Origin of the sequence: Streptomyces sp. LMG1-1-1.1 (genome assembly GCF_040815545.1) — a bacterium.
Lineage (GTDB): Bacteria > Actinomycetota > Actinomycetes > Streptomycetales > Streptomycetaceae > Streptomyces.
Map to the genome: position 1 here is coordinate 400,271 of NZ_JBFPNH010000001.1, position 20,318 is coordinate 420,588.

Sequence of the window (20,318 nt, forward strand, 5' to 3'; positions counted from 1 at the left end):
GTGGTCGATTCCGGGGCGGTGGCGCGGGGGCGCCCGCCGTCGGTCAGCGCAGTATGTGAGGCGGGAATGACGTGATCAACGCAGGTCCGGACCGGAGGGGCCGCGGCGTGCGGGTTCCGGCCATCCTGGCGCCCCGGAATGTGATGGGACGACGACAGCGGCGTGACGGCACCGCGATGCCGAGGCGATCCTTCCGCGACGGCGCCGCTCAGGGGGCCGGCCGGATCGCGCTCCGGGGCAGGCCCCGCACGGATTCCGGGGTCCGGGGGTCCTTCGGCCGGAGCGGCCCCCTCCTGTTGGCCGTATCCCGACGCGAAGGGAACGCCTCCGCGTACGGGTGCGGTCACGGGGCCGGACGGGAGGGCCGCATAGACTCCGCACCCGGACCGCCCTCCCCAGTTCAGGAGCCCGTGCATGCACCCCTTCGACGTCGAGACCCTGACGGCCGGCCGCTGGCGCAACGGCGGGGGAGCCACCCGGGAGATCGCGTCACGGCCGACGGGGACCGAGGGGTTCGCGTGGCGTGCGAGCGTCGCCGACATCGACCGGGACGGGCCGTTCTCGGCGTTCCCCGGGGTCGACCGGACGCTCACCCTGCTGGCGGGCGACGCCGTGCGGCTCACCTCCCCCGGAGCGTTCGACCGGCTCCTGGACCGGGCGGGCGAGCCCTTCGCCTTCTCCGGCGACCTCGCGCTGAGCGCCGAACTGCCGGGCGGCGCCTGCCGGGTGCTCAACATCATGGTGCGGCGGGGCAGCCGTACGGCCCGGGTGGACCGGGTCACCGCTCCGGTGGTGCCGGCCGCCGGGCACGCCGGGGTGCTGTACGTCCTGGGCGGTCACTGGCAGGCGGGGGCCGACGGGCCCGTCATGGCCGCCGGCCAGGGCGTGTGGTGGGACGGGGACGACGAGGCGCCGGGCCGAGCGGTCGCACCGCTCTCGCCCGACGCCGCCGCCCTGTGGGCGGATGTCGCACCCGTGAGGTGACGCGGGGTCAGTCGACCGGCGCCTTGGTGAGCGTGCAGACGCCGTCCACGCACTGGCGCTCCAGCCGGCCGCGCGAGACGGTCTGCGCCAGGCCGACCATCCAGCAGGTGGGGCAGCCGCGGAAGGCGATCAGCGCCAGCGGGGCCGCGAGGAGGGTGACCGGGCCGGCGACGGGCACCAGCGCGATCGAGCCGATGATCAGCCCGAAACCGAGGGCGCCGCGCGCCAGATGACGGGCCACGGACTTGCTGGCGAAGTTCGTGGCGGGCACCGCGGACCGCACGGTGATCAGGTCCTTCCCGTCCTGCCCGGGTGCCACGGGCTTCACGGGCTTCACGGTGTTCAGAGTGTCCACGATGACGGGTCTCCTTCGACTGTTCGGTCGATGGTGGTGGCGGGTGGCGGCTCGGTCGCCGCCAGCGAGCGGCGCAGCGCGTTGCGCGCCCTGTGCAGGCGGGACTTCATCGCTGTGTTGCTCAGACCGAGGGTGTGGGCGACGGTCCTGCCGGGCAGCCCCTGGATGTCCCGCATGACCAGGACCTGCCGCTGCTCGAGGGGGAGCGCGCTCACGGCAGCGGCGATCCGCGCCACCTCGAGCCGGTGCAGCACGGCCTCCTCGGCGGACGGCTCGGCGGGCGCCTCCGGCTCGGCCGGCGGCCCGTCGCTCCGCGCGACGAGCAACCGCACCTGCCGGAGGCATTCGTTGCGCACGATCCGGAACATCCACGAGGCGAGCGCGCCCGTCGCCCGCAGGCTGCCGATCTTCCGGTAGAGGATGATCAGCGCCTCCTGCGCCGCGTCCTCCGCGTCCTGCGGCGAGGCGCACAACGACAGGGCGAACTTGCGCACATGGGGCTGCGACTCCATGACGACGGTGGCGAGCGAGGTGACGTCGCCGTCCTGGGCGGCCCTGATCAGCTGCTCGTCCGGCCAGCGAAAGCGTGGGTTCATCTGTTCCTCGTATCCGGAAGGCCCCGTGCGGGTGTGCGTCAGCTCCGACTCCGGTAGCGCCGCATCAGGTGCCAGCTGCACGCACCCACGAGCAGGGCTCCGATCACTACGATGCCGGTGATCATCATGGTGTGTCCTTCCGTTTCCGCCGGCCCTCTCGGCCGGTACACGGATAAGAGACGGCCAGGCCCGCGGAGGATTCGCCCCGGCCCCGGAATCTTTTTCGGCGGAGGTCCGGCGGCCCGCCGGGGACCGTCCCGCGTGTCACTCCGGATCGTTCCGGATGCCCCGACCGGCACGCCCGCCCCTACCGTGTCGACGGCTTCCGCCGGACCGCCCCCCCGGGGCCCCTCCGTATCCGCGAAAGAAAGGCCCGCCATGGCTGGAGATGTCTTACGCCGCGCGCTCACCAGACTGGCCGTCGCGGCCGGTGTCTGGGCGGTGGTCATCGGGATGACCGCCCCGGCCGCCATGGCCCAGCGCGCGCCGGTCCCGGGACCGGGCAAGGACCGGCCCGGGGTCTCCCGATACTTCGCCGGCCCGCAGGGGTTCGCCATTCCGACCGTGCCCTGCGATCCGGCCGGACCCTCGGCGACCGACGGCATCATGGCCGACCAGCTCAACCCGCAGCTGCACGCGAAGATGGCCGGCTATCTGGACGCGTACAAGATCTCGTGCGCCCGGATGGTCACGCAGGCCGTGAAGGACCGGGGGCTGAACCCGCGGGCCGCCGCGATCGCCCTCGCCACGATCATCGTGGAGAGCAGCATGAACAACTACGCGCAGGCCGTCGACTACACGAGCCTCGGGCTGTTCCAGCAGCAGGACTGGTGGGGCACCCGGGAGGAGCGCCTCGACCCGGTCCACGCCACCAACACCTTCTTCGACGAGGTGGAACGGCAGTACCCCGGAGGCTCGTGGAACGACGAGGCCATCGGCGACGTGTGCTGGAACGTCCAGCGGCCCCGGGAGGACCTCCGCTATCTGTACGGCGTCGAGGCCGGCGACGCGACCGTCATCGCCAACGCGCTGTGGGCCGGTACGAGCGGCGGCCCGAAGCACCCGTACGCCTCGGGGCGCGTGGTGTCCGGGCGGTCGGCGGACGGACGCCTCGAAGCGTTCGCCGCGGGCGCCGACGGCGTGTACCACGCGTGGCAGACCGAGGTGAACGGCCCCTGGTCGACGTGGCGGTTCGAGGGCGGGCCGCGCGGCGCGCAGCTGGCGGTGGCGGCCAACGCGGACGGCCGGCTCGAACTGTTCGCCCTCTCGGGCAGCACGTTCGACCACATGTGGCAGACCGGGCCCAGCGCGGGCTGGTCCGGCTGGGCGAACTTCGGCGGCGGCGGATACCGGCTCGCCGCGGGCACCAACGCCGACGGCCGCATCGAGGTCTTCGCCTCCAACGCCACCGGCGTGTACCACCGCTGGCAGACGGCGCCCAGCGGCGGCTGGGCCGCCTGGGAGGGCACCGGCGGCGGGCCGGCGAACGCCCGGCTCGCGATGGAGAACGCCCCCGACGGCCGGCTCGAGGTGTTCGCGCTCTCCGACACGACCTTCGGACACCTCTACCAGTCCGCGGTCAACGGCGGCTGGGGCGCCTGGGAGGACTTCGGCGGCGGCGGACACGACGTCGCGGTCAGCCACAACCAGGACGGCCGCATCGAGGTGTTCGCCTCCAACGCCACGGGCGTCTTCCACCGCTGGCAGACAAGTCCGACCTCGTGGTCGGCCTGGACGGGCACCGGCGGGATCCCCGACGCCGAACTGACCACCGCCCGCTCGGTCGACGGCCGGGTCGAGGTGTTCGCCATCAACGCCGCCACCGCCAGCCACGCCTGGCAGACCGGGCCCAACGCCTCGTACACGGAATGGGAGACCTTCGGCGGCGGCGGCACCGAGATCGGCGCGGGCAACAACGCCGACGGCCGCATCGAGGTCTTCGGCACCAGCCACGCCGGCGTCTACCACCGCTGGCAGACCGGCTTCTCCAGCTGGGCGAACTGGGGCTGGCTCAACGACGCGGGCCCCGCGATCGACTGAGCCGCGCCCGCCGACGAGGGGCCCGCGGGAGCGGAACACCACGCGCCCGCGGGCCCCTCCGCACGGTCAGCGGGCGGCCGTCGGGCGCGGGCAACCCGGCAGCGGCGGCCGGTCCTTCGTCCGTACCGCGGGGAGCCACGCCGCGGGGTAGTCCGAGCCGCGGGGGAGCCGGACCCGGAACCACAGGGTCGACCGGAGGTCCTCCTCGTCGATGACGGGCTGTCCGTCGGGCAGCCGGCACTCGGCGACCAGGTGGTCGCCGTGCCACACCCGGGTCGGGACGACGTTCTCCGCGGCGTACGGCCGCCGCGGATCGATCGCCAGGCCCAGACTGCACTGCGGGTCCCGGTCGGCCCGGTCCTGGCAGCCGCGCTCCGCGTTGAACACCCGGAGCGTGCCGGCCGCCGGACCCGCACGCCCCGGGGACGCGGACACGTCCCCCCGGACGGCGTCCGACCACAGGGTCGCGCCGGCGGTCCCGCAGAGCAGGGCGGCGAGGACGGCGGCCCGGGCCCGGCCCCCCGCCCGCCGCGCCCCCGTGGCGCGGGCCCCCTCCCGGGCGGCGATGCGGGCCAGCAGGCTCTCGGCCGTGTGCGGGGCGCGCGCCGCGTGCGTCGGGGCCAGACAGTCCGCGGCGAGCTCCCGCCAGAAGGGCGGCACCGCGAGGTCCATGCGCAGCGGCGCACGCCCCTCGCCGTACTCCTGTACGGCGGCGCCCCGCGCCAGGGGCGTGGCGCCGGGGAACGGCGAGGCACCGGAGGCGAACACCTCGTGGATGACGACCCCCAGCGCCCAGATGTCGGCGCTCGGCCTGACCTGCACGCCGAGCTCCCCGAGCGGCGCCCTCCAGCGCTCGGGCGGAAGGTAGTCGAGGGTGCCCATGGGCGGCACGTACCCGTGCGTCCCGGTCAGCTCCGTGGCGAGGCCGAAGTCCGAGAGCCGCACGGAACCGTCCCTGCCGAGCAGGACGTTCTCCGGCTTGAGGTCCGCGTGCACCCAGCCCGACCGGTGGAGGTGCGCGAGACCCTCGCAGATCCCCGCCACCAGCCGGCCGCGATCGGCCTCGGACACCCCCGCGTCGAGGAGTTCGCGCAGACTCCCGGCGGCCCGCTCCATCACCAGCACGATCGCGCCGTCCACGGCGGGCAGGTCCGGCGCGGCGAGGACGAACGACTCCCGAAGGCCGATCAGCCGCGGATGCCCCGCCCTGCGCCCCAGCTCGACCTCGCGGCGGGCGGACTCCACGATCCTGCGCGCCTGGCGGGGCGCGAGCCCCGCGGTCGGCATGACCTTGAGGGCCACGTCGGAGCCGTCCGACGGCCGGCCCGCGCCGTCCCCGTCCCCCTCGGCGGGCAGGGCCGCGTACACCGTGGACCAGCCCCCGGCCCCGATCAGCCCGGTGACCACCCAGTCGCCCACCCGGTAGCCGGGCGGGAGCAGCTCCGTACGGTCGTGTTCCGCGGTGTCGCCCGGGCCGCGTGGCCGTGTCATCGCGGCCCCTGCCGCTCCCGCCCGCCGGCCCCGCTCAGGGACGGCAGCAGCGCGAGGTGCTCCTCCCGGACGAGCCCGAACCGCAGCGCGAGCCCGACGATCTCCTCCCGCTTGCCGTTGCGGCGGTCGCCCTTTCCGGGTTCGTGGGCCCCGGCGACGCCGATGCGCAACTTCTCCTCGGCGAGGTAGTCGATGTGCGAGCTGATCGCCCGCGCGGTCGGCGCGCCCGCGGCGCCGTGCCCCCGCAGCCGCTCGACGATCTGCGGCGTGGTGGGGACCGCCACCCGGGACTGGTCCCGCAGCCGCGGCTCGCAGAGCGCGACGAGGACGAGGAAGTACGTGGCCGACTCGTCCAGGGAGTACGCGGTGACCGTACGGCTGCCCCAGGGCCCGCCCGTCGCGTCCGGGTCCAGATAGACGTGGTCGGGCGCGAACACCTGGAAGGAGACGGTGAGGTCGCCGCGGGTGGGCAGCACCACGCGGGAGAACTCGAACGGCACGGGCGCCCCGACGCGGCGCGGCGACACCCTCAGGTACTCGCCCGCGCCCTCGGGGTTCTCCACCAGATAGCTGTGCGTGGTGCTGTGGTTCGTCAGCTGCCAGTGGTCGTCGGTGGCGCGGATCTCCCCGGCCAGCCGGGAGATCGCCGGGTCGGCGAGCCGGAGTTCGACCGGGGCCGACGCGGAGCCCCGCCCGAAGCGGGCGACCTGGCCGGGCCCGAGCCGCAACGTCACCGCGTCACCGCGGTGCTCGCCGTCGTCGGTGCCCCCGCTTCCCCGCGGCAGATGGACGACTACGCCGCTCACCGCTCCTCCTCCCCGTCCCGTCGCGCTTGTCGGACGAGGAACGATACTCACCGGTCACGTGAGTTCACCGGCGTGCTTCGGCCACTTCGGCCGGCGCCGGTCACGGGCGCCGGAAGTCCCCGTACGGCCCTCGCGGCGCGCACCGCGACATCTCCCGCCCCGTCGGGCGGTGTTGTGACCCAGGCCACCCATCCGCCGTTTCGCGGCGGCGATTTGATGTCGATTCCGGCCGTCTGCGACGCCGTCCGGCGACCCGGCGCGCGGAGCCGCGCGCCTCGCGTCCCCGGCGCGTGCGGGACCGCGCCCCGCGGGCAAGGTGGGCAAGGTCACCGCGCCCGGTGGGGGGTAAGGGGCGATCCGGGAGGTTCGTGGGGGTGGCCCGGCTCCGCCCCGCTGCCCTCACGTGGCGCGATCCGTACGCAGCGCCGCGCCTCCGGTACTCAGAGTGCGGGGCCGCCCGACACGACGGGGGCGACCAGGCGGTCGCCGAAGGCCGTCCACGGCCGCCACCCGCCGCTCGGCAGGGCCTGGACCCGGGTCCGTACCAGGCCTTCGGCCGTGACGGCGAAGACGTGCAGCCGTCCGGTGGAGTCGAGCGCGGCCGACGGAGTGGCCGCGAGCCGGACGCCGGGCTCGCCGAACTCGCCGCCCGCGGCCCAGCTCCCGCCGGGGGAGAGCTGCCAGCGGTGCGAGAGCCGGGCGCCGCCGGGGGACAGGGAGAACGCCTCCAGGCGGCCGTCGGCGTTCGCGGCGAGCGCCGGGGCGGCGGCGCTCCACTCGAACAGCGGCTGCCAGTCGTCCCAGCCGCCGCTGGGCACGGTCTGCCGCCGGAAGAACGTCCCCACGCCGGACGGTCCGATGGCGGCGACGGTCAGTCGGCCGCTGCCGTCCCGCGCCACCCGCGGCGCGGCACCGGCCGCGGTGCCGAACGGGTGCCACGCGCCGGTCCAGGCGCCGCCGGGGGATTCCTGCCAGCGGTGCCGGACGCCGGTGCCGCCGACCGCGAGGACGAACACCTCAAGGCGGCCGTCCGCGTTGGCCGCGACGACCGGCGGGGCGCCCGCGGCTCCGCCGAAGCCGGCCTCCCACGGCTCCCAGGCCGTCGAACCGAGCGCCGACTGGCGCCGCCGTGCGAAGGAGGCGGCGCCGGGGCTCGACGCGAAGACCTCGAGCCGGCCGCCGGCGTCGCGGGCGACGGCGGGGGCCGCGCCGGCCGGGCCGCCGAACTCCTCCCACTCGTTCCAGCCGCCGTCCGGACGCTGGACGCGGTGGTGCAGGTTCACGCCGCCGGGGGCGAGCGAGAACACCTCAAGGCGGCCGTCGGTGTCGCGCCCCAGGGTGGGAACGGCACCGGCGGGCCCTCCGAACGCCTCCCACTCCGACCAGGTGTCGGTGTCCGGCGCGAGCTGTACGCGCCGCAGCATCGAGCGGTCGGCGGCGTCGAGCGCGAACACGGTGAGGCGGCCGTCGACGTCCAGGGCCGCCACCGGGTTGTCCGGGCTCTGCCACGGCGGCGGGGTGTCCAGCCACCGCAGGGGCGCGAGGTGGAGGCCCTGCTCGAACCAGCCCGCGGCGCTCGCGTACCAGCACTCCCCGTCGGCGAAGACCTCCACCGCGTGACCGGGCACGTGGCCCGCGGCGCCGGTCAGGTCGAAGCGGAACGGGTCGCGCGACGCCAGCACGTCGGTGCCCTCGTAGCCGTTGCGCGGCCCGATGAACAGGTAGTACCAGCCGTCCCGTTCGACGACGTACGGCGACTCGGTGACCGAGACCGTCGTGTCCGTGCTCGCGTCGGTGAACACCACGACCGGCTCGCTCCAGCGCACCAGGTCGGCGGACCGGCGGCAGGCGACGACATGGTGGCCGCCCGGGCCCGAGAGCTCGGTGTAGTACATGACCCACTCGCCGCCGACCCGCAGGACCATCGGGTCGCGCGCCGTGAGCCCCCGGAACAGCGGGCCCGACGGCTCGCGGGTCCAGGTGGACAGGTCGGTCGAGGTGGCGAGGTTGATCGCGGCGCCGTTGCGTCCGCCGGCGGCGTAGAACATCCAGAACCGGCCGCCCGCCTCGACGACGTGCGGGGCCCAGAGGTGCTCCTCGCCGAAGTAGGACGGATCGACGGTGAGCGCGTCGGCGTGGGTGGTCCAGGGGCCGTGCGGGTCCGGCGCCGACGCGTGGGCGAAGGAGACCTCCGCCGTGCTGTCCGGCGCCTCGCCGCGCGGCGCGCCGTCCCCGACGATGCCGAACAGATGCCAGCGGCCCTGTGCCCGGATCAGCGTGTGGTCGTTGAGATAGCGCGGTCCGGCGGGCGTGGACGGGTCGTACACGCGGGTGAAGGGGCCGGCGCCGATCCACCGGGCGGGCGGCACGGACCCGGTGGCCGCGGCCGCGGCGCGGGCGGCTCCGGGAATCGAGAGCGCGCCCGCGCCGACGGCGGCACCCCGGAGCAGGTTCCTTCTGCTGAGCGGAAGCATGGACTTCTCCAGGGGCCTGTCGGCCGTCAGTCGAGGGCGGGTCCCGGGGTGCCGTTGACCCAGCCCCAGGGGGACCAGGTGGCGAAGCCGGTCTGCCAGATGTGGTAAGTGCCGGTGCGGTTGGTGCCGAAGACCTCGATGCGGCCGTCGGCGTTGGAGGTGGCGGTGACCTCGGTGCCGCCGCCGCCGAAGGGCTCCCACGGGCCGTAGGGCGCGTTGACCCCGGTCTGCCAGGTGTGCACGGCCGTCTCGCCGTTCATGGCGAATACCTCGACGCGGCCGTCGGCCGTGCGCTCGCTGCTGAGCTGCGCGTCCGCGGGGCCGCCGGTGGACTCCCAGCCCGACCAACCGGTCGCGCTCGTCTGGTACTTGTGGAAGACCCCGACCGGTCCCGAGGCGAAGACCTCGATCCTGCCGTCGGCGTTGTGGTCGACGGTGAGGTCGTGACCGCCGCCGCCGAAGTCGTCCCACGCGGACCAGCCGCCGTTCGGGGCCGTCTGGTACAGGTGCCGGAAGGAGGTGTCGCCGAGGGCGAACACCTCAAGGCGGCCGTCGGGTGACTTCTCCATCTCGACACGGCTGTCGGCGGGACCGCCGCCGGTCGCCTCCCAGGCCGACCAGCCGCCGTTCGGGGCCAGTTGGTAGCGGTGGAACACCCCGACCGGCCCCGAGGCGAAGACCTCGATGCGGCCGTCGGCGTTCACCCCGGCCGCGATGTCGTGTCCGCCGCCACCGAAGTCCTCCCAGCCGGACCAGCCGCCCGACGGGGACAGCTGGTAGCGGTGCCGGAAGGTGTTCCCGTCGATCGCGAACATCTCCAGGCGGCCGTCCGCATTGGGGGCGACGGCGAGTCGGGCGTTCCGCGGCCCGCCGAGCGGCTCCCACTCCGACCAGTCGCGGTTCGCCTCCCGCTGCCAGGCGTGGTGGACGCCGTCCGCGCCGGCCGAGAACACCTCCAGGCGGCCGTCCGCGGAACGCGCCGACACCACCCGGCCCGACTCCGCCGGATACACCAGGGGCGTGGGCCGCGGGTCGCTGCCCGGGACGCAGGGCAGCGTCACGCCGCCCTCCGCGAGGTACACCTCGGGGTCGATGCCGTACGAGAACGACAGGTCCCCCCAGATCCGCAGGTGGAGGTGGGGGCCGTCGGCGTTGCCCTCGGCGCCCACCAGGGCGATCTGCTGGCCGGCCGTCACGTGGTCGCCGACCGACACGTCCCGGCGGGACATGTGCCCGTACTCGGACGTCCTGCCGTCCGGGTGCTGGACGCGGATCCACTGCCCGTAGTCGCCGGTGTAACCGGAGATGGTCACCTCGCCGTCGCCCACGGCGTAGATCGGCGTGCCGACGTCGGCGGCGATGTCGACGCCGTTGTGGCCGGGGTGGAAGGGCTGGCTCACGAAACCGGTGGTCGGGCAGGCCGCTGCGGAGCCGCTGACCCCGGCGGTGGCCGGGGCCGCGGCACCCAGCACCGGCAGGAGGGCGGTCGCCGCCGCCAGGACTCGGGTCAGCGCGCGGCGGGAAAGTCCGGGAAGCACGGGACGCTCCTCCCCTTGGTCGACTCGGGGCGGATGGAACGGACAGGACGGCCAGGACGGCCAGGACGGGCGGGACGGACGCGGTGCGCGGCGGGGGCCGTTCACGCCTTGCGGAGCCGGTCGATGATGCCGTCGATGTCGCGCCGCATCATGTCGTGGCGGACGAAGTGGCCGCCGGGCAGCTCGTACCACTCGTGCGGGATGCCCGCGTTGCCGAGCAGGGAGCGGAACTCCCGCTGACCGGCGAGCACCTGGGTCTCGTTGGCGGTGTCGAACCAGTTGATCGGGTCCGGGCTGGTGCCGGCCACCAGGAAGACGCGCTTGTTGCGGTAGCTCTCGATCCGCTGCACCGGGTTGTCCGCGCTGACCCGGGCCTCGTCCCAGAACGGCGCACCGTAGATCGTGCCGCCGTTCAGGTCGAGCGCCGCCGAGCTGGCGTTGGCCCAGTGGCCGACGAGGCCGTTGTCCCGGCGCAGGCTGGCCGGGCCGGAGTGGGCGCTGACCGAGGCGAAGTGGCCGTAGTACTTGGCGGCGTACTTCAGCGCGCCGAAGCCGCCCATCGAGAAGCCGGACACGGCGCGGCCGTCGTACTCGGCGAAGGTGCGGAAGTTGGCCTCGACCCACGGGAGCAGCTGCGCGATGTGGAAGTGCTCCCAGTTCCGGGGGCCGACGTTGGAGCTCACGGGGTTGGAGTACCAGCCCGCGTGCCCGCCGTCGGGCATCACGACGATGAGCGGCTTGCCCGCCGTCCAGTCGCGGACGCCCTCGCGGTCGAACGTGATGAAATCCTGGTCGTTGCCGCCGCCGTGGAACAGGTAGAGCACCGGGTACGTGCGTCCGCTCCAGTGGTAGTCGTCGGGGAGGAGCACGTTGACGCCGGGGTTCCAGCCGATCGCGTCCGTCTGGAAGCGGTAGTACCACATGCGCGCGTCGGCCTCGTTGCGGTCCACGATCCGCAGCCCGAAGCCGTCGCCGGCGGCGGAGGCCGGGGCCGCCGCCCCTAGGACGCCCCCGGCGCCCACCGCCATCGCGGCCGTGAGGCCCCCTGCGGTCTTGAGGATGTTCCTGCGAGTGGGGTGCTGCGCGCTCAACGTGGCCTCCAGGTCGCGTGCGTGACGAGATGTCAGGCAGGCCTGGACGGTAGCAACGCGGTGGGCCCCGGAGACCCCGGAAGATTGCGGACTGACAGGCGGGGGCGCGTCGGCTAGGGCCATTCGTGGTGCACCCCGCCTGATCCGGAAGTGCGGGCGTCAGGGGGTGTGCGCGGGGTCCACGGGGCGGCCGTCCGCGTCCACGACGACGGTGCTCCAGTGGCGGTCCCATGTGTCGCCGACGTGCTCGGGGACCATGCCGGCCGGGTAGCGGACGTAGCCCTCCGGGGGTTCCTGGCCGTCTGCCGCGCAGTCCTGGCCGTCGGTGTTGCCGACGGCCTTGACCGGGTAGCGGCCGGAGCCGCAGACGCGCTCCTGGCCCGCGCAGCCCGTCAGGAGGAGGGCCGCCGCCAGGGTCCCGGCGGCGAGGGCGGGGAGGGCGCGCCGGGCGGGCGTCCCGCCGGCCGGGCGGCGGGTCGGGCGGGGGCGTCGGGTCTGCTGCATGGAACGGTGGCCTCTCTCGCTGGTCCGCACAGTCTTGCCGGGGGAGAGGGGCCCGTGATGAGTACGCGTACCCACCCCGGTCGTGGTCGTTCCGGGGTGAGTACGCGGGTGGCTCCACCCCGGTCGTGGGTCGTACCGAGGTGAGTGCGCGGGTGGCCCCACCGGGCGCCCCGCGTGGGCGGCCGGTGGGGCCGGGGGTCACGGCTTGGGCAGGGCGCAGCCGGCGCGGTTGAGGTCGATCACGTTGCCGGGGCCGATGCAGGGGACGAGCGTGTAGGTCTGCTGGGCGTAGTTGATGCCCTGGCGGACGGTCACGGTGCCGTTCTGGTCGACCTCGCACGGGTTGTTGACGGTGCAGCTCTCACCGCTCTCGTTGCCCGTGTTGTTGACGGCGACGACCTTGCCGGTGGTCGTGTCGATCACGGGCGAGCCGGAGGTGCCGCCGATGGTGTTGCACGACGAGGTGTAGCGGACCGAGTCCTTCCAGGTCCAGCCGCCCTCCTTGAGGCGGTAGACGAAGCCGTCGATGTCGCAGCTGTAGATCCGCTTCCAGTAGCCGGAGACGACCTTGATCGGCGAACCCTGCACGGGGTGGGCGTCGTTGAGGGTCAGGGCGTTGATGCCGTACTGGCTCTGGATCTGCGCGTAGGTCTTGGTGACCTGGTAGACCGACATGTCCGTGTCGGTCATGGTGGCGTACGCGACCTTGCTCGCCCGCAGGGTCGCGACCTTGGTGCCGGCCGAGTTGAGCAGCGAGAACGAGCGGCTGGACCGCTGGTCCTTGATGACCTCGCCGGCCGCCGGGAAGCCGGTCTCCAGGCAGTGGCCGTTGGAGAGCACGAGCGCGGGGTCGCTCGGCAGGGAGCCGGGCGCGCGGACGAGGGAGCCGGAGCAGTTGCTGAGCGCGACCGTTCCCGCGAAGTCGACGGTGACCGCGGCCTGGTCGGCGGCGGCCGGGGCCTGGGCCCGGGTCGTGGAGGCCGGGGCCTGGGCGACCGCTTCCCGGGGTGCGGAGGCCGCGGCCGGGGCTGCTGCCGCGCCTGCGAGGAGCAGGGCGAGCAGGGCGCCGGCGAGAGGCTTGTTCATGTGGGGGTTCCCCTCTGAGGACCGTACAGCCGAAAATCCTTCGGTTGTCATGAGCATTCTGAGAAGGACGGGGCCAACGGGCAAGAGGGCGTCGCAAGTTGAAGGAAGGTGGTCGCGGTGCGTTGAAGATCGTCAACACGTCCGTGTCGCTCACCCGTTGGTGAGTTCCGCCGGTTCCCGGGCCCGACCGTTGCGACGCTTGAGGCGAGGCATGCCGATAGCGCGGCTGGGGGAGTGGGCGTGACGCAGGAAACGGGTTCCCGTGAGGGCCTGGACGAGCGAGTGGTGCTGGTGGCGGCGGGTCTCGCGGACCTGGCGGTGGACGCGCTGGGAACGGGATTCGGGCTCGTACGGGGGCTGCTGAGGCGGTCGGACGCCGCCCACCTCGCGGCCGATGCCGAGCGGGACCTGGAGGCGCGCGGACGGCTCGTGCTCGACAGGTACGCGTCACCGCCGCCGGCCCACCTGGAGGTCCTCGCCCGGCACGCGCTCGCCCGACGGGCCGCCGACGGTGGCTGAGGGGTGGGAGGCCGCCGCCTTCAAAGCCCGCGTCGACGAGGTGCTGCGGCGGTACGCGGCCGAGGAGGCCGACCACCTGGCGGCGGTCGACCCGGCGCTCGGCCCGGTCGCCGAGCAGCTGGAGGCGGCCGTCGCGGACGGCAAGAGGCTGCGGGCGGCGTTCTGCTACTGGGGCTGGCGAGCGGTCGGGCAGCCCGACAGCGACGCCCTCGTGTCCGCGGCCGCGTCCATGGAGCTGGTGCACGCGGCCGCCGTCGTGCACGACGACCTCATCGACGACAGCCCCCTGCGCCACGGCCGGCCCACCGCGCACGTGGCCCTGCGCGAGGCCGTGGCGCACCACCCGCGGGCCTCCGCCGGAGCCCGGTCCCTCGCGATGCTCGTCGGCGACCTGCTCATGTCGCTCGCCGGGCAGCTGTTCGTCACCAGCGGACTGCCGGCCGCCTACCTCGGCCGGGCACGCCCCCTCTGGGCCGCGCTCGCCCGCGACCTGATCGCGGGCGAGTGCCTGGAGATCCTCCAGACCGGAGCCGCCCCGGACACGGAGGCCTCGCTGAAGGTGATCCGCTACAAGACCGCCAAGTACACCGTCGAACAGCCGCTGCTGATCGGCGGCGCCCTGGCCGGCGCCGGCCGACGGCTGCGCGAGGGCTACTCCGCGTACGGCCTGCCGCTCGGTGAGGCCTTCCAGCTGCGGGACGACCTGCTCGGCCTGTTCGGCGACGAGCGGACCACCGGCAAGGCCGGCGCCGACGACGTGCGCGGCCGCCGGCCGACGGCCCTCCTCGCCGAGACCTGGCGGCTCGCCGGGGACGAGGACCGCGGCCGGCTGCGCGACCTCCTCGGCCGGCCCGACCCGGACGCGCCGGAGGCCGTACGCGCGCTGATGCGCCGCCTCCGGGCACCCGAACGCGTCGAGGCCATGATCACCGCCCGGGTCGACGAGGCCCTGCGCGCCCTCGACGAGCTGAACCTGCCCCAGGCCCCCGCCGCCGCGCTCACCGCCCTGGCCCACTCGGTCGCGGTCCGCCGCTACTGACGGAGAACGAGGAACCCGCCATGACCCACACCGAGGCGTCGATGGACGCCCTGCGGCAGAGCGGCGACGAACTCGCCGACGCCACCGTCGCCACCCTCTTCGAACGCGGCGAGGTGGGCACGTTCAACACCCTCATGCGGTACGTCTCCACCGCCGGCTCCCCGCTGCCGGACGGACTCCCCGACGTCGCCCGCGAGTACCTCGAGACCACGGGCACCCCGCCGGCCTGGGTGGACTGGGGCGAGATGGAGAAGGCCCGGCTCTTCTTCATCGACAACAACGTCCACATCTCCACCGCCCTCTCCTTCGCCTCCATGCCCGCCTGCTACGTGGTCCCGCACGTGGCGAAACTGCTGTCGGCGACGCACGGCCTGAAGTACCCCTCCAAGCGCATGGCGGAGACCGGCCAGTTCACCGTCCACCTCATGCAGCCCGACGCCTTCGAGGCCGGCAGCCGGTTCATCCCCGCCGCCCAGAAGGTCCGCCTGCTGCACGCCTCCATCCGCCACCACCTCAAGCGCGAGAACCGCTGGGACATCGCGTCGCTGGGGGTGCCGATCTGTCAGGAGGACATGATCGGCGGGCAGATGTTCTTCTCGATGCTCGTCCTCGACAGCCTGCACCGCCTCGGCATCCACATGTCGACGGAGGGGGCGGACGCCTACTACTACGCCTGGCGCGTCGTCGGCGCCATGCTCGGCGTCGACCAGGAGGCCGTACCCAAGACCCTCGAAGAGGCCCGCCGCTTCCTCGACCTGTACATGATCCGGCACATGGGCCCCTCGCCCGAAGGCGCCTACCTCACCCGGCAGTTGATCGACCTGTACGAGGAGGTGGTGCCCGGCACGTTCTTCGACCCGATCGTCTCGGCACTCATCCGCCACCTCGTCGGCGACACCTGCGCCGACTGGCTCGACGTGCCCCGCACCCGCTGGGACACCGTCGTCAAGGCCGTCCCCCACCTCCTCGGCGTCCTGGAGACCATCGAGGACCGCTCCCCGCTGGGCGCCTGGGCACTGGACCGGCTCGGCCACCTCACCACCGTCCTCGAACTGTCCTCCCTCACCCGCGGCCGCGTCATGCACTACGCCATCCCCGAACACCTCAGGCAGGACTACGGCGTTCCGGCAGGACCGTCCCGCACCCGCCGCTGGACACCGCCCGCCGCCACCGTCCCCACGGCCGCCCGCTGAGACGGCCCGGGGCGGAGGTCAGCCGGCGGACGCGTCCGTCGTCGCGTCCGCCCCGGTGAGCCCGGCGCGCTCCGCGAGCGCGCCGCCCTGGAAACGGCTCTCCGCCCCCAACTCCTCCAGGAGTTCCGCGATGTGGCGGCGGCAGGTGCGCAGCGACATCCCCATCCGCCGGGCGATCACCTCGTCCTTCGCACCCTGCGCGAGGAGCCCCACCAGCGCACGCCGCAGGCTGGGCCCGACCTCCTTGTACGCGGCCTCACTGGCGCCCCGGAACGGCGCCGCCCCCGTCCAGTGCTGCTCGAAGACCCGGCACAGGTACGCCACCACGTCGGGGTCGCGGACGAGCACCGCTCCCTCCCCCGTGCCGCCGTCGGCGCGGCGGGGAAGGAAGGCCACGCAACGGTCGAAGACCACGGCCCGGTCCGGCAGTTCGGCGGCCGTGCGGTACTCGGCGCCGGCCTCGGTGAGCCGCTCCACGTATCCCTGGGTCGACAGGCTGGCCCGGGCCGAGTGCTGGTAGAGGGTCCGCATGCGCACACCCCGGCGCAGCATGGCCACGTCCCGCTCGACGGCGTCGCCGAGGCGGTGCGGAGCCCGGCCGCCGCCCGGCTGGATGCTGAAGACCTCCTCCCGGCAGCGGGCCGACTCCTCGGTGAGCATCGCGGACGCGGACGCCATGTCGGGCAGCACCTCGAAGCCCTCCCTGCGGCGCTGCTCGTGCCGGGCGGCGCGGTAGCGCGGCATGAGCGCGTGCAGTTCGTCGCGGACGGACTGGGCCCGCGCCCCGGCCCGCGCGAGCTCCGCCTCCAGCGGGCCGACGACCTCGGCGGCTGCGGCGTCCGGGCTGACCGGGATCAGCTCCCCGGGGCTGCCGGGCGCCGGCCTGAGCAGGCGGAGCCGCTCCAGGGTGCGGCAGGCCGCCTCGACGTCCTCCGGGCTGAGCCCGAGGGCCACGGGCGCGTCGGGCGACCGGCGGGTGAGACTGCCGCGCTCCAGCGCGTACGCGAAGACGGCGACGTCCCTCGGGTCCAGGCGAGGTATTCCGTCCACATCGATCCCAGTAGTCACGCTTTTCCCCCGTGATGCGGCCCTGCTACTTCCGTGCCATGCAGGGTATTGCCAGGTCATGGCGCTGGACCAAGCGGGCTCGCCGGGATCAACTGGAGGGGTCAGGCCGAGGGAAACCCCATCAGGCCGACATTCGGCGTGAACCCGCCAGACGCGGATGTTCCCGCCCACCGTCCACCTCCCGAACCAGGAGCCGCGCCATGTCCGTTGCCGTCCGCTGTCTGCTTCTCCTCACGGTCCTCCTCGCCGGCGGCTCCGCCGTCGCCGCGGCGGACGGCGCACCGGAGACGACGCGGACGGTCGCGGCGGACCTCCTCGACACCAGCTGGGGCGACGATTACATCCGGCCCGTCCTCTGAAGGGCCGAGCGACATGTCGTCCACAGGGCCGAAGAACGTGCCGTCACTCACCGGAAACCCGTCCCCCTCAGGCCCAGGGCCTCGTCGCTCGCACGCCGAGAGCCCCGCTGACCTCGCACTGCTGCCCGACATCGCGCGGGCAGTGATCGCGCGCGGCACGACGGAGGAGCCCGGACCCACGGCGAGGCCGCGGCCGGTGCGATGGAGCGTCGAACAGGGCGAGTTCTGGTGTCACGTCGTTCCCGGCGAGACCGTCGCACGGGACCAGGGATGGAAACTCCACGTCCCCGCCACCCCCCTCTCGGCCCCGCTCGTCCTCGCCCGCTGCGCCGAGGTGCTCGTCGCCCACCGCGCGGCCTTCAAGTTCGCGGGAAGCCCCGCCAGGGTGGCCGCGCTGGTGTCCGGCCGCTTCGCGCGGGGCGGCGGCGGCAAGTTCCTCACCGTGTACCCGGCCGACGACGACCGGTTCCGGGCGCTCGCCGAGGAACTGCACCACGCCACCCGGGGGCTGCCCGGTCCCGCGGTCCTCTCCGACCGGCGCTACGGCCCCGACAGCCAGGTCTTCTACCGGTACGGCGTGTTCAAGGGCGTCCGCCAGCTGACGGCCGACGGAGGCTTCGCCGCCCGCCTCACCGACCCCGACGGCCGGCCGGTCGCCGACGAGCGCAACGCCTGGTTCAGCCCGCCGCCCTGGGCCGGAGACCCCTTCCCCGACCGCCCCGCCGCCCCGGTCCGCGGCACGGCCACCGCCAAGCCCGTCCTGCTCGGCGACCGCTTCCTCGTACGGGGCGCGATCCAGCACTCCAACAAGGGCGGGGTGTTCCGCGCAGAGGACACCCGCACCGGCGACCAGGTCGTCGTGAAGCAGGCGCGACCCCACGTGGGAGCCGGCCTCGAAGGCCTCGACGTCCGGGACCTGTTGCGCCGCGAAGCCGCGCTGCTCGAACGGTTCGGCGAGGTGCGACCCGACCAAGTCCCCGCCGCCGTGGCCGTGTTCGAGCAGCAGGGAAGCGTGTTCCTGGCCACCGCGTCGGTGCCCGGGGCGACCCTGCGGCGCACCGCCGCCGAACGGCTCGCCCGCGACGGCAGCGCCTGCCCCGACGACCGTACGGCCGACTCCCTGGTCCGTCAGCTCGTCGCACTCGTCGCCACCGCCCACGAACTCGGCTTCACACTGCACGACTTCAACCCGAACAACGTGATGGTCACCCCCGAGGGACGGCTCGCCCTCATCGACCTGGAGATGGCGGCCAGGCAGGGCGACCGGTGGGTCCTCGGCGCCACCCCCGGCTACACCGCGCCCGAGCTGCGCGCCGCCGACCAGGTGGCGCCCGCGCTGCCGCCGAGCGCCGACCTGTACGCCCTCGGCGCCACCGTCCTCCACGCCCTCAGCGGCGCCGACCCGCTCCTCGCCGACGACCTGCCGCGCGAAACGGCCCGGCAGGACGAGGACCGCCTCGCGGGCCTGGTCGCACTGCTGGCCCGCGACCACGCGCTCGTACGGCGCTTCGCGCCCCTGATCCGGGGGCTCATGCGGGACCGCGCCGAGGACCGCTGGACGCTGGAGCGGGCGGGGGAGTTCGTCGCGGGGACGTCGGGGGCGTCGGGAGTGGCGGGGGTGCCGGAAGTGGCGTTGGCGTCTGCGGCGTCGGGGGTGGTGGTGGCGTCGGTGGATGCGGCCCCCGAGGCGGGTTCCTTGGCTGAGGCGAAGGCGGTGGCTGAGGCGGTGGCTCAGGCGAAGGGGGCAGCGGCCGGGGCTTGGCCCGGGCATGACTCCGCCCCGGGGCCGGAGCAGGGAGAGCGTCCGGACGCGGAAGCGACGCGCGCGCGGCTCCTGCACGACGGCGTCGCGCATCTCCTCGCCACCATGCGGCCGGACGACGCCGAACGGCTGTGGCCTTCGGACAGCTTCGGCGAGACCTGCGATCCCGTGGCCGTCCAGCACGGCTCGGCGGGTGGTGTCGCGTTGCTCGCCCGGGCGCTGGGTCACTGGGATGCCGGGACGAGCGGGCCGTTCGGCTCCGGCGGGATGAGCGGGCCGTTCGGCTCCGCGGGGACGAGCGGGATGTGCGGCGCCGCCGAGGCGAGCGGGCCGTTCGGCTCAGCCGGGACCCGCGGGAGCGTGGTCACGCCGGCCGTGACCCGGGAGGCGCTCGCCGACGGCCTGCGCGCCGCCGCCCGCTGGACGGCGGACCGGCAGGACGCGCTGCGGGGCAACCTGCCCGGGCTGCACTTCGGCCGCTCGGGCACGGCCTGGGCGCTGCTCGACGCCGCGCGGGTGCTGGACGACACCGCGCTCGCGGACCGGGCCGCCGGGCTGGCGCTGGACCTTCCGGTCCGCTGGCCCAACCCGGACGTGTGCCACGGCGCGGCCGGGTCCGGCCTGACCCAGCTCCACTTCTGGCGCACCACCGGCGACCCGCGGTTCCTGGACCGTGCCGAGCAGGTCGCGGAGGGGCTTCTGGAGGCCGCGCGGCGCACCCCCGAGGGCGTGTTCTGGCCGGTCCCGGAGGACTTCGGGTCGGCGCTCGCGGGCGCCTGGCACTACGGCTTCGCGCACGGCGTGGCCGGGGTCGGCACGTTCCTGCTGCTCGCGGCGGAGGCCACCGGGAACGACCGGTTCCTCGGCGCCGCCGCCGAGGCGGGAGCCACCCTCGCCGGCGCGGCCCGCAGCGGACCGGCGGGTGCGCTCTGGCCCGTCGACAGGGCCCGCCACCTCGCGGACTCCCCGGAGCTGGCGCGGCACTGGTGCAGCGGTTCGTCCGGCGTCGGGACCTTCCTGGTCAGGCTCTGGGCGGCCACCGGCGGGTCCGACAAGGCCTTGCGCGACCTGGTCGACGGGGCGGCCCTCGCGGTACGGGCGGGCAGGGCGACCGACTCGCCCGCCACCTGCCACGGGCTCGCCGGCAACGCCGAGTTCCTGCTCGACGCCGCCGTGCGGACGGGCGACGAGAGCCATCGCGCCGCCGCCGAGCTGCTCGTCGAGCACCTCGCCGCCCAGGCGGTGCTGCGTGACGGCCGCCTCCTGGTGCCCGACGAGAACCGCAGGACCGTCCTCGCCGAGTACGCCACCGGCCTCGCCGGCAGCCTCTCCCTGCTGCTGCGCATGAGGTGCGGAGGCCCGCGCGCCTGGCTGCCCGAGGGCGGACCGGCGCACCCCTGAGTGTCCGGTGGC

Annotated in this window: 17 protein-coding genes; 7 read left to right on the forward strand and 10 right to left on the reverse strand. The window is 74.5% G+C overall.

The window, feature by feature from the left end:
- Nucleotides 1-414: 414 nt before the first annotated feature.
- On the forward strand, nucleotides 415-984 hold the full coding sequence (locus MRBLMG1_RS01665) for a HutD family protein (RefSeq protein WP_367819924.1): 570 nt from the start codon (nucleotides 415-417) through the stop codon (nucleotides 982-984).
- 7 nt (nucleotides 985-991) lie between these two features.
- On the opposite strand, the gene MRBLMG1_RS01670 is transcribed toward MRBLMG1_RS01665, so the two are convergent.
- Together MRBLMG1_RS01670 and MRBLMG1_RS01675 are read right to left on the reverse strand one after the other, a co-directional pair.
- Nucleotides 992-1,339, reverse strand: a complete 348-nt coding sequence (locus tag MRBLMG1_RS01670) for a hypothetical protein (protein ID WP_414721469.1) — start codon at nucleotides 1,337-1,339, stop codon at nucleotides 992-994.
- On the reverse strand, nucleotides 1,327-1,935 hold the full coding sequence (locus tag MRBLMG1_RS01675) for an RNA polymerase sigma factor (RefSeq protein ID WP_367819926.1): 609 nt from the start codon (nucleotides 1,933-1,935) through the stop codon (nucleotides 1,327-1,329). Before MRBLMG1_RS01675 ends, MRBLMG1_RS01670 begins: the two co-directional genes overlap by 13 nt.
- 378 nt (nucleotides 1,936-2,313) lie before the next feature.
- Between MRBLMG1_RS01675 and MRBLMG1_RS01680 the strand changes: the two genes are divergently transcribed.
- A complete protein-coding gene (locus MRBLMG1_RS01680; RefSeq protein WP_367819928.1) occupies nucleotides 2,314-3,975 on the forward strand; it encodes a peptidase M23 in 1,662 nt (553 codons plus the stop codon).
- Between the two features lie 66 nt (nucleotides 3,976-4,041).
- Here the strand turns inward: MRBLMG1_RS01680 and MRBLMG1_RS01685 are convergent, their stop codons facing one another.
- From MRBLMG1_RS01685 to MRBLMG1_RS01715, 7 genes are all read right to left on the reverse strand, one after another.
- The gene (locus MRBLMG1_RS01685) at nucleotides 4,042-5,466 is read right to left on the reverse strand and encodes a serine/threonine-protein kinase (RefSeq protein ID WP_367819930.1); all 1,425 of its coding nucleotides are present in this window, start codon (nucleotides 5,464-5,466) and stop codon (nucleotides 4,042-4,044) included.
- Nucleotides 5,463-6,272, reverse strand: coding sequence for a serine/threonine protein kinase (locus MRBLMG1_RS01690; RefSeq protein WP_367819932.1), 810 nt, complete (start codon nucleotides 6,270-6,272; stop codon nucleotides 5,463-5,465). Before MRBLMG1_RS01690 ends, MRBLMG1_RS01685 begins: the two co-directional genes overlap by 4 nt.
- Nucleotides 6,273-6,712: 440 nt before the next feature.
- The gene (locus tag MRBLMG1_RS01695; protein WP_367819934.1) at nucleotides 6,713-8,746 is read right to left on the reverse strand and encodes a family 43 glycosylhydrolase; all 2,034 of its coding nucleotides are present in this window, start codon (nucleotides 8,744-8,746) and stop codon (nucleotides 6,713-6,715) included.
- 26 nt (nucleotides 8,747-8,772) lie between these two features.
- Nucleotides 8,773-10,284 carry a peptidoglycan DD-metalloendopeptidase family protein gene (locus MRBLMG1_RS01700; RefSeq protein WP_367819935.1) on the reverse strand — a complete coding sequence of 504 codons (1,512 nt, stop codon included), beginning with the start codon at nucleotides 10,282-10,284 and terminating at the stop codon, nucleotides 8,773-8,775.
- Between the two features lie 101 nt (nucleotides 10,285-10,385).
- Complete coding sequence (locus tag MRBLMG1_RS01705) at nucleotides 10,386-11,375, reverse strand: alpha/beta hydrolase (protein ID WP_367819937.1); 990 nt, start codon at nucleotides 11,373-11,375, stop codon at nucleotides 10,386-10,388.
- Between the two features lie 159 nt (nucleotides 11,376-11,534).
- Nucleotides 11,535-11,879, reverse strand: coding sequence for an SCO0607 family lipoprotein (locus tag MRBLMG1_RS01710; RefSeq protein ID WP_367819938.1), 345 nt, complete (start codon nucleotides 11,877-11,879; stop codon nucleotides 11,535-11,537).
- 198 nt (nucleotides 11,880-12,077) lie between these two features.
- Complete coding sequence (locus MRBLMG1_RS01715; RefSeq protein ID WP_367819940.1) at nucleotides 12,078-12,965, reverse strand: S1 family peptidase; 888 nt, start codon at nucleotides 12,963-12,965, stop codon at nucleotides 12,078-12,080.
- Nucleotides 12,966-13,205: 240 nt separating this feature from the next.
- Here MRBLMG1_RS01715 and MRBLMG1_RS01720 point away from each other — a divergent pair, with 240 nt between their 5' ends.
- Genes MRBLMG1_RS01720 through MRBLMG1_RS01730 form a run of 3 tightly spaced genes read left to right on the forward strand, consistent with a single transcriptional unit; the run spans nucleotide 13,206 to nucleotide 15,716 of the window.
- Complete coding sequence (locus tag MRBLMG1_RS01720) at nucleotides 13,206-13,484, forward strand: polyprenyl synthetase (RefSeq protein ID WP_367819942.1); 279 nt, start codon at nucleotides 13,206-13,208, stop codon at nucleotides 13,482-13,484.
- Complete coding sequence (locus MRBLMG1_RS01725) at nucleotides 13,477-14,523, forward strand: polyprenyl synthetase family protein (protein WP_367819944.1); 1,047 nt, start codon at nucleotides 13,477-13,479, stop codon at nucleotides 14,521-14,523. The genes MRBLMG1_RS01720 and MRBLMG1_RS01725 overlap by 8 nt, the downstream gene beginning before the upstream one ends.
- Nucleotides 14,524-14,543: 20 nt before the next feature.
- Complete coding sequence (locus MRBLMG1_RS01730; RefSeq protein ID WP_367819946.1) at nucleotides 14,544-15,716, forward strand: oxygenase MpaB family protein; 1,173 nt, start codon at nucleotides 14,544-14,546, stop codon at nucleotides 15,714-15,716.
- 18 nt (nucleotides 15,717-15,734) lie between these two features.
- Here MRBLMG1_RS01730 and MRBLMG1_RS01735 read toward each other — a convergent pair whose 3' ends face one another.
- Nucleotides 15,735-16,766 carry a hypothetical protein gene (locus tag MRBLMG1_RS01735; RefSeq protein ID WP_367819948.1) on the reverse strand — a complete coding sequence of 344 codons (1,032 nt, stop codon included), beginning with the start codon at nucleotides 16,764-16,766 and terminating at the stop codon, nucleotides 15,735-15,737.
- A 218-nt stretch (nucleotides 16,767-16,984) separates the two neighbouring features.
- Here MRBLMG1_RS01735 and MRBLMG1_RS01740 point away from each other — a divergent pair, with 218 nt between their 5' ends.
- Nucleotides 16,985-17,143, forward strand: a complete 159-nt coding sequence (locus tag MRBLMG1_RS01740) for a hypothetical protein (protein ID WP_367819949.1) — start codon at nucleotides 16,985-16,987, stop codon at nucleotides 17,141-17,143.
- 196 nt (nucleotides 17,144-17,339) lie between these two features.
- Complete coding sequence (locus MRBLMG1_RS01745; RefSeq protein ID WP_367819950.1) at nucleotides 17,340-20,306, forward strand: lanthionine synthetase LanC family protein; 2,967 nt, start codon at nucleotides 17,340-17,342, stop codon at nucleotides 20,304-20,306.
- Nucleotides 20,307-20,318: the final 12 nt, after the last annotated feature.

Coding starts and splice junctions, on each gene's coding strand:
- MRBLMG1_RS01665 (WP_367819924.1), top strand. CDS start 415: ATGCACCCCTTCGACGTCGAGACCCTGACGGCCGGCCGCTGGCGCAAC.
- MRBLMG1_RS01675 (WP_367819926.1), bottom strand. CDS start 1,935: ATGAACCCACGCTTTCGCTGGCCGGACGAGCAGCTGATCAGGGCCGCC.
- MRBLMG1_RS01680 (WP_367819928.1), top strand. CDS start 2,314: ATGGCTGGAGATGTCTTACGCCGCGCGCTCACCAGACTGGCCGTCGCG.
- MRBLMG1_RS01685 (WP_367819930.1), bottom strand. CDS start 5,466: ATGACACGGCCACGCGGCCCGGGCGACACCGCGGAACACGACCGTACG.
- MRBLMG1_RS01695 (WP_367819934.1), bottom strand. CDS start 8,746: ATGCTTCCGCTCAGCAGAAGGAACCTGCTCCGGGGTGCCGCCGTCGGC.
- MRBLMG1_RS01710 (WP_367819938.1), bottom strand. CDS start 11,879: ATGCAGCAGACCCGACGCCCCCGCCCGACCCGCCGCCCGGCCGGCGGG.
- MRBLMG1_RS01715 (WP_367819940.1), bottom strand. CDS start 12,965: ATGAACAAGCCTCTCGCCGGCGCCCTGCTCGCCCTGCTCCTCGCAGGC.
- MRBLMG1_RS01730 (WP_367819946.1), top strand. CDS start 14,544: ATGACCCACACCGAGGCGTCGATGGACGCCCTGCGGCAGAGCGGCGAC.
- MRBLMG1_RS01740 (WP_367819949.1), top strand. CDS start 16,985: ATGTCCGTTGCCGTCCGCTGTCTGCTTCTCCTCACGGTCCTCCTCGCC.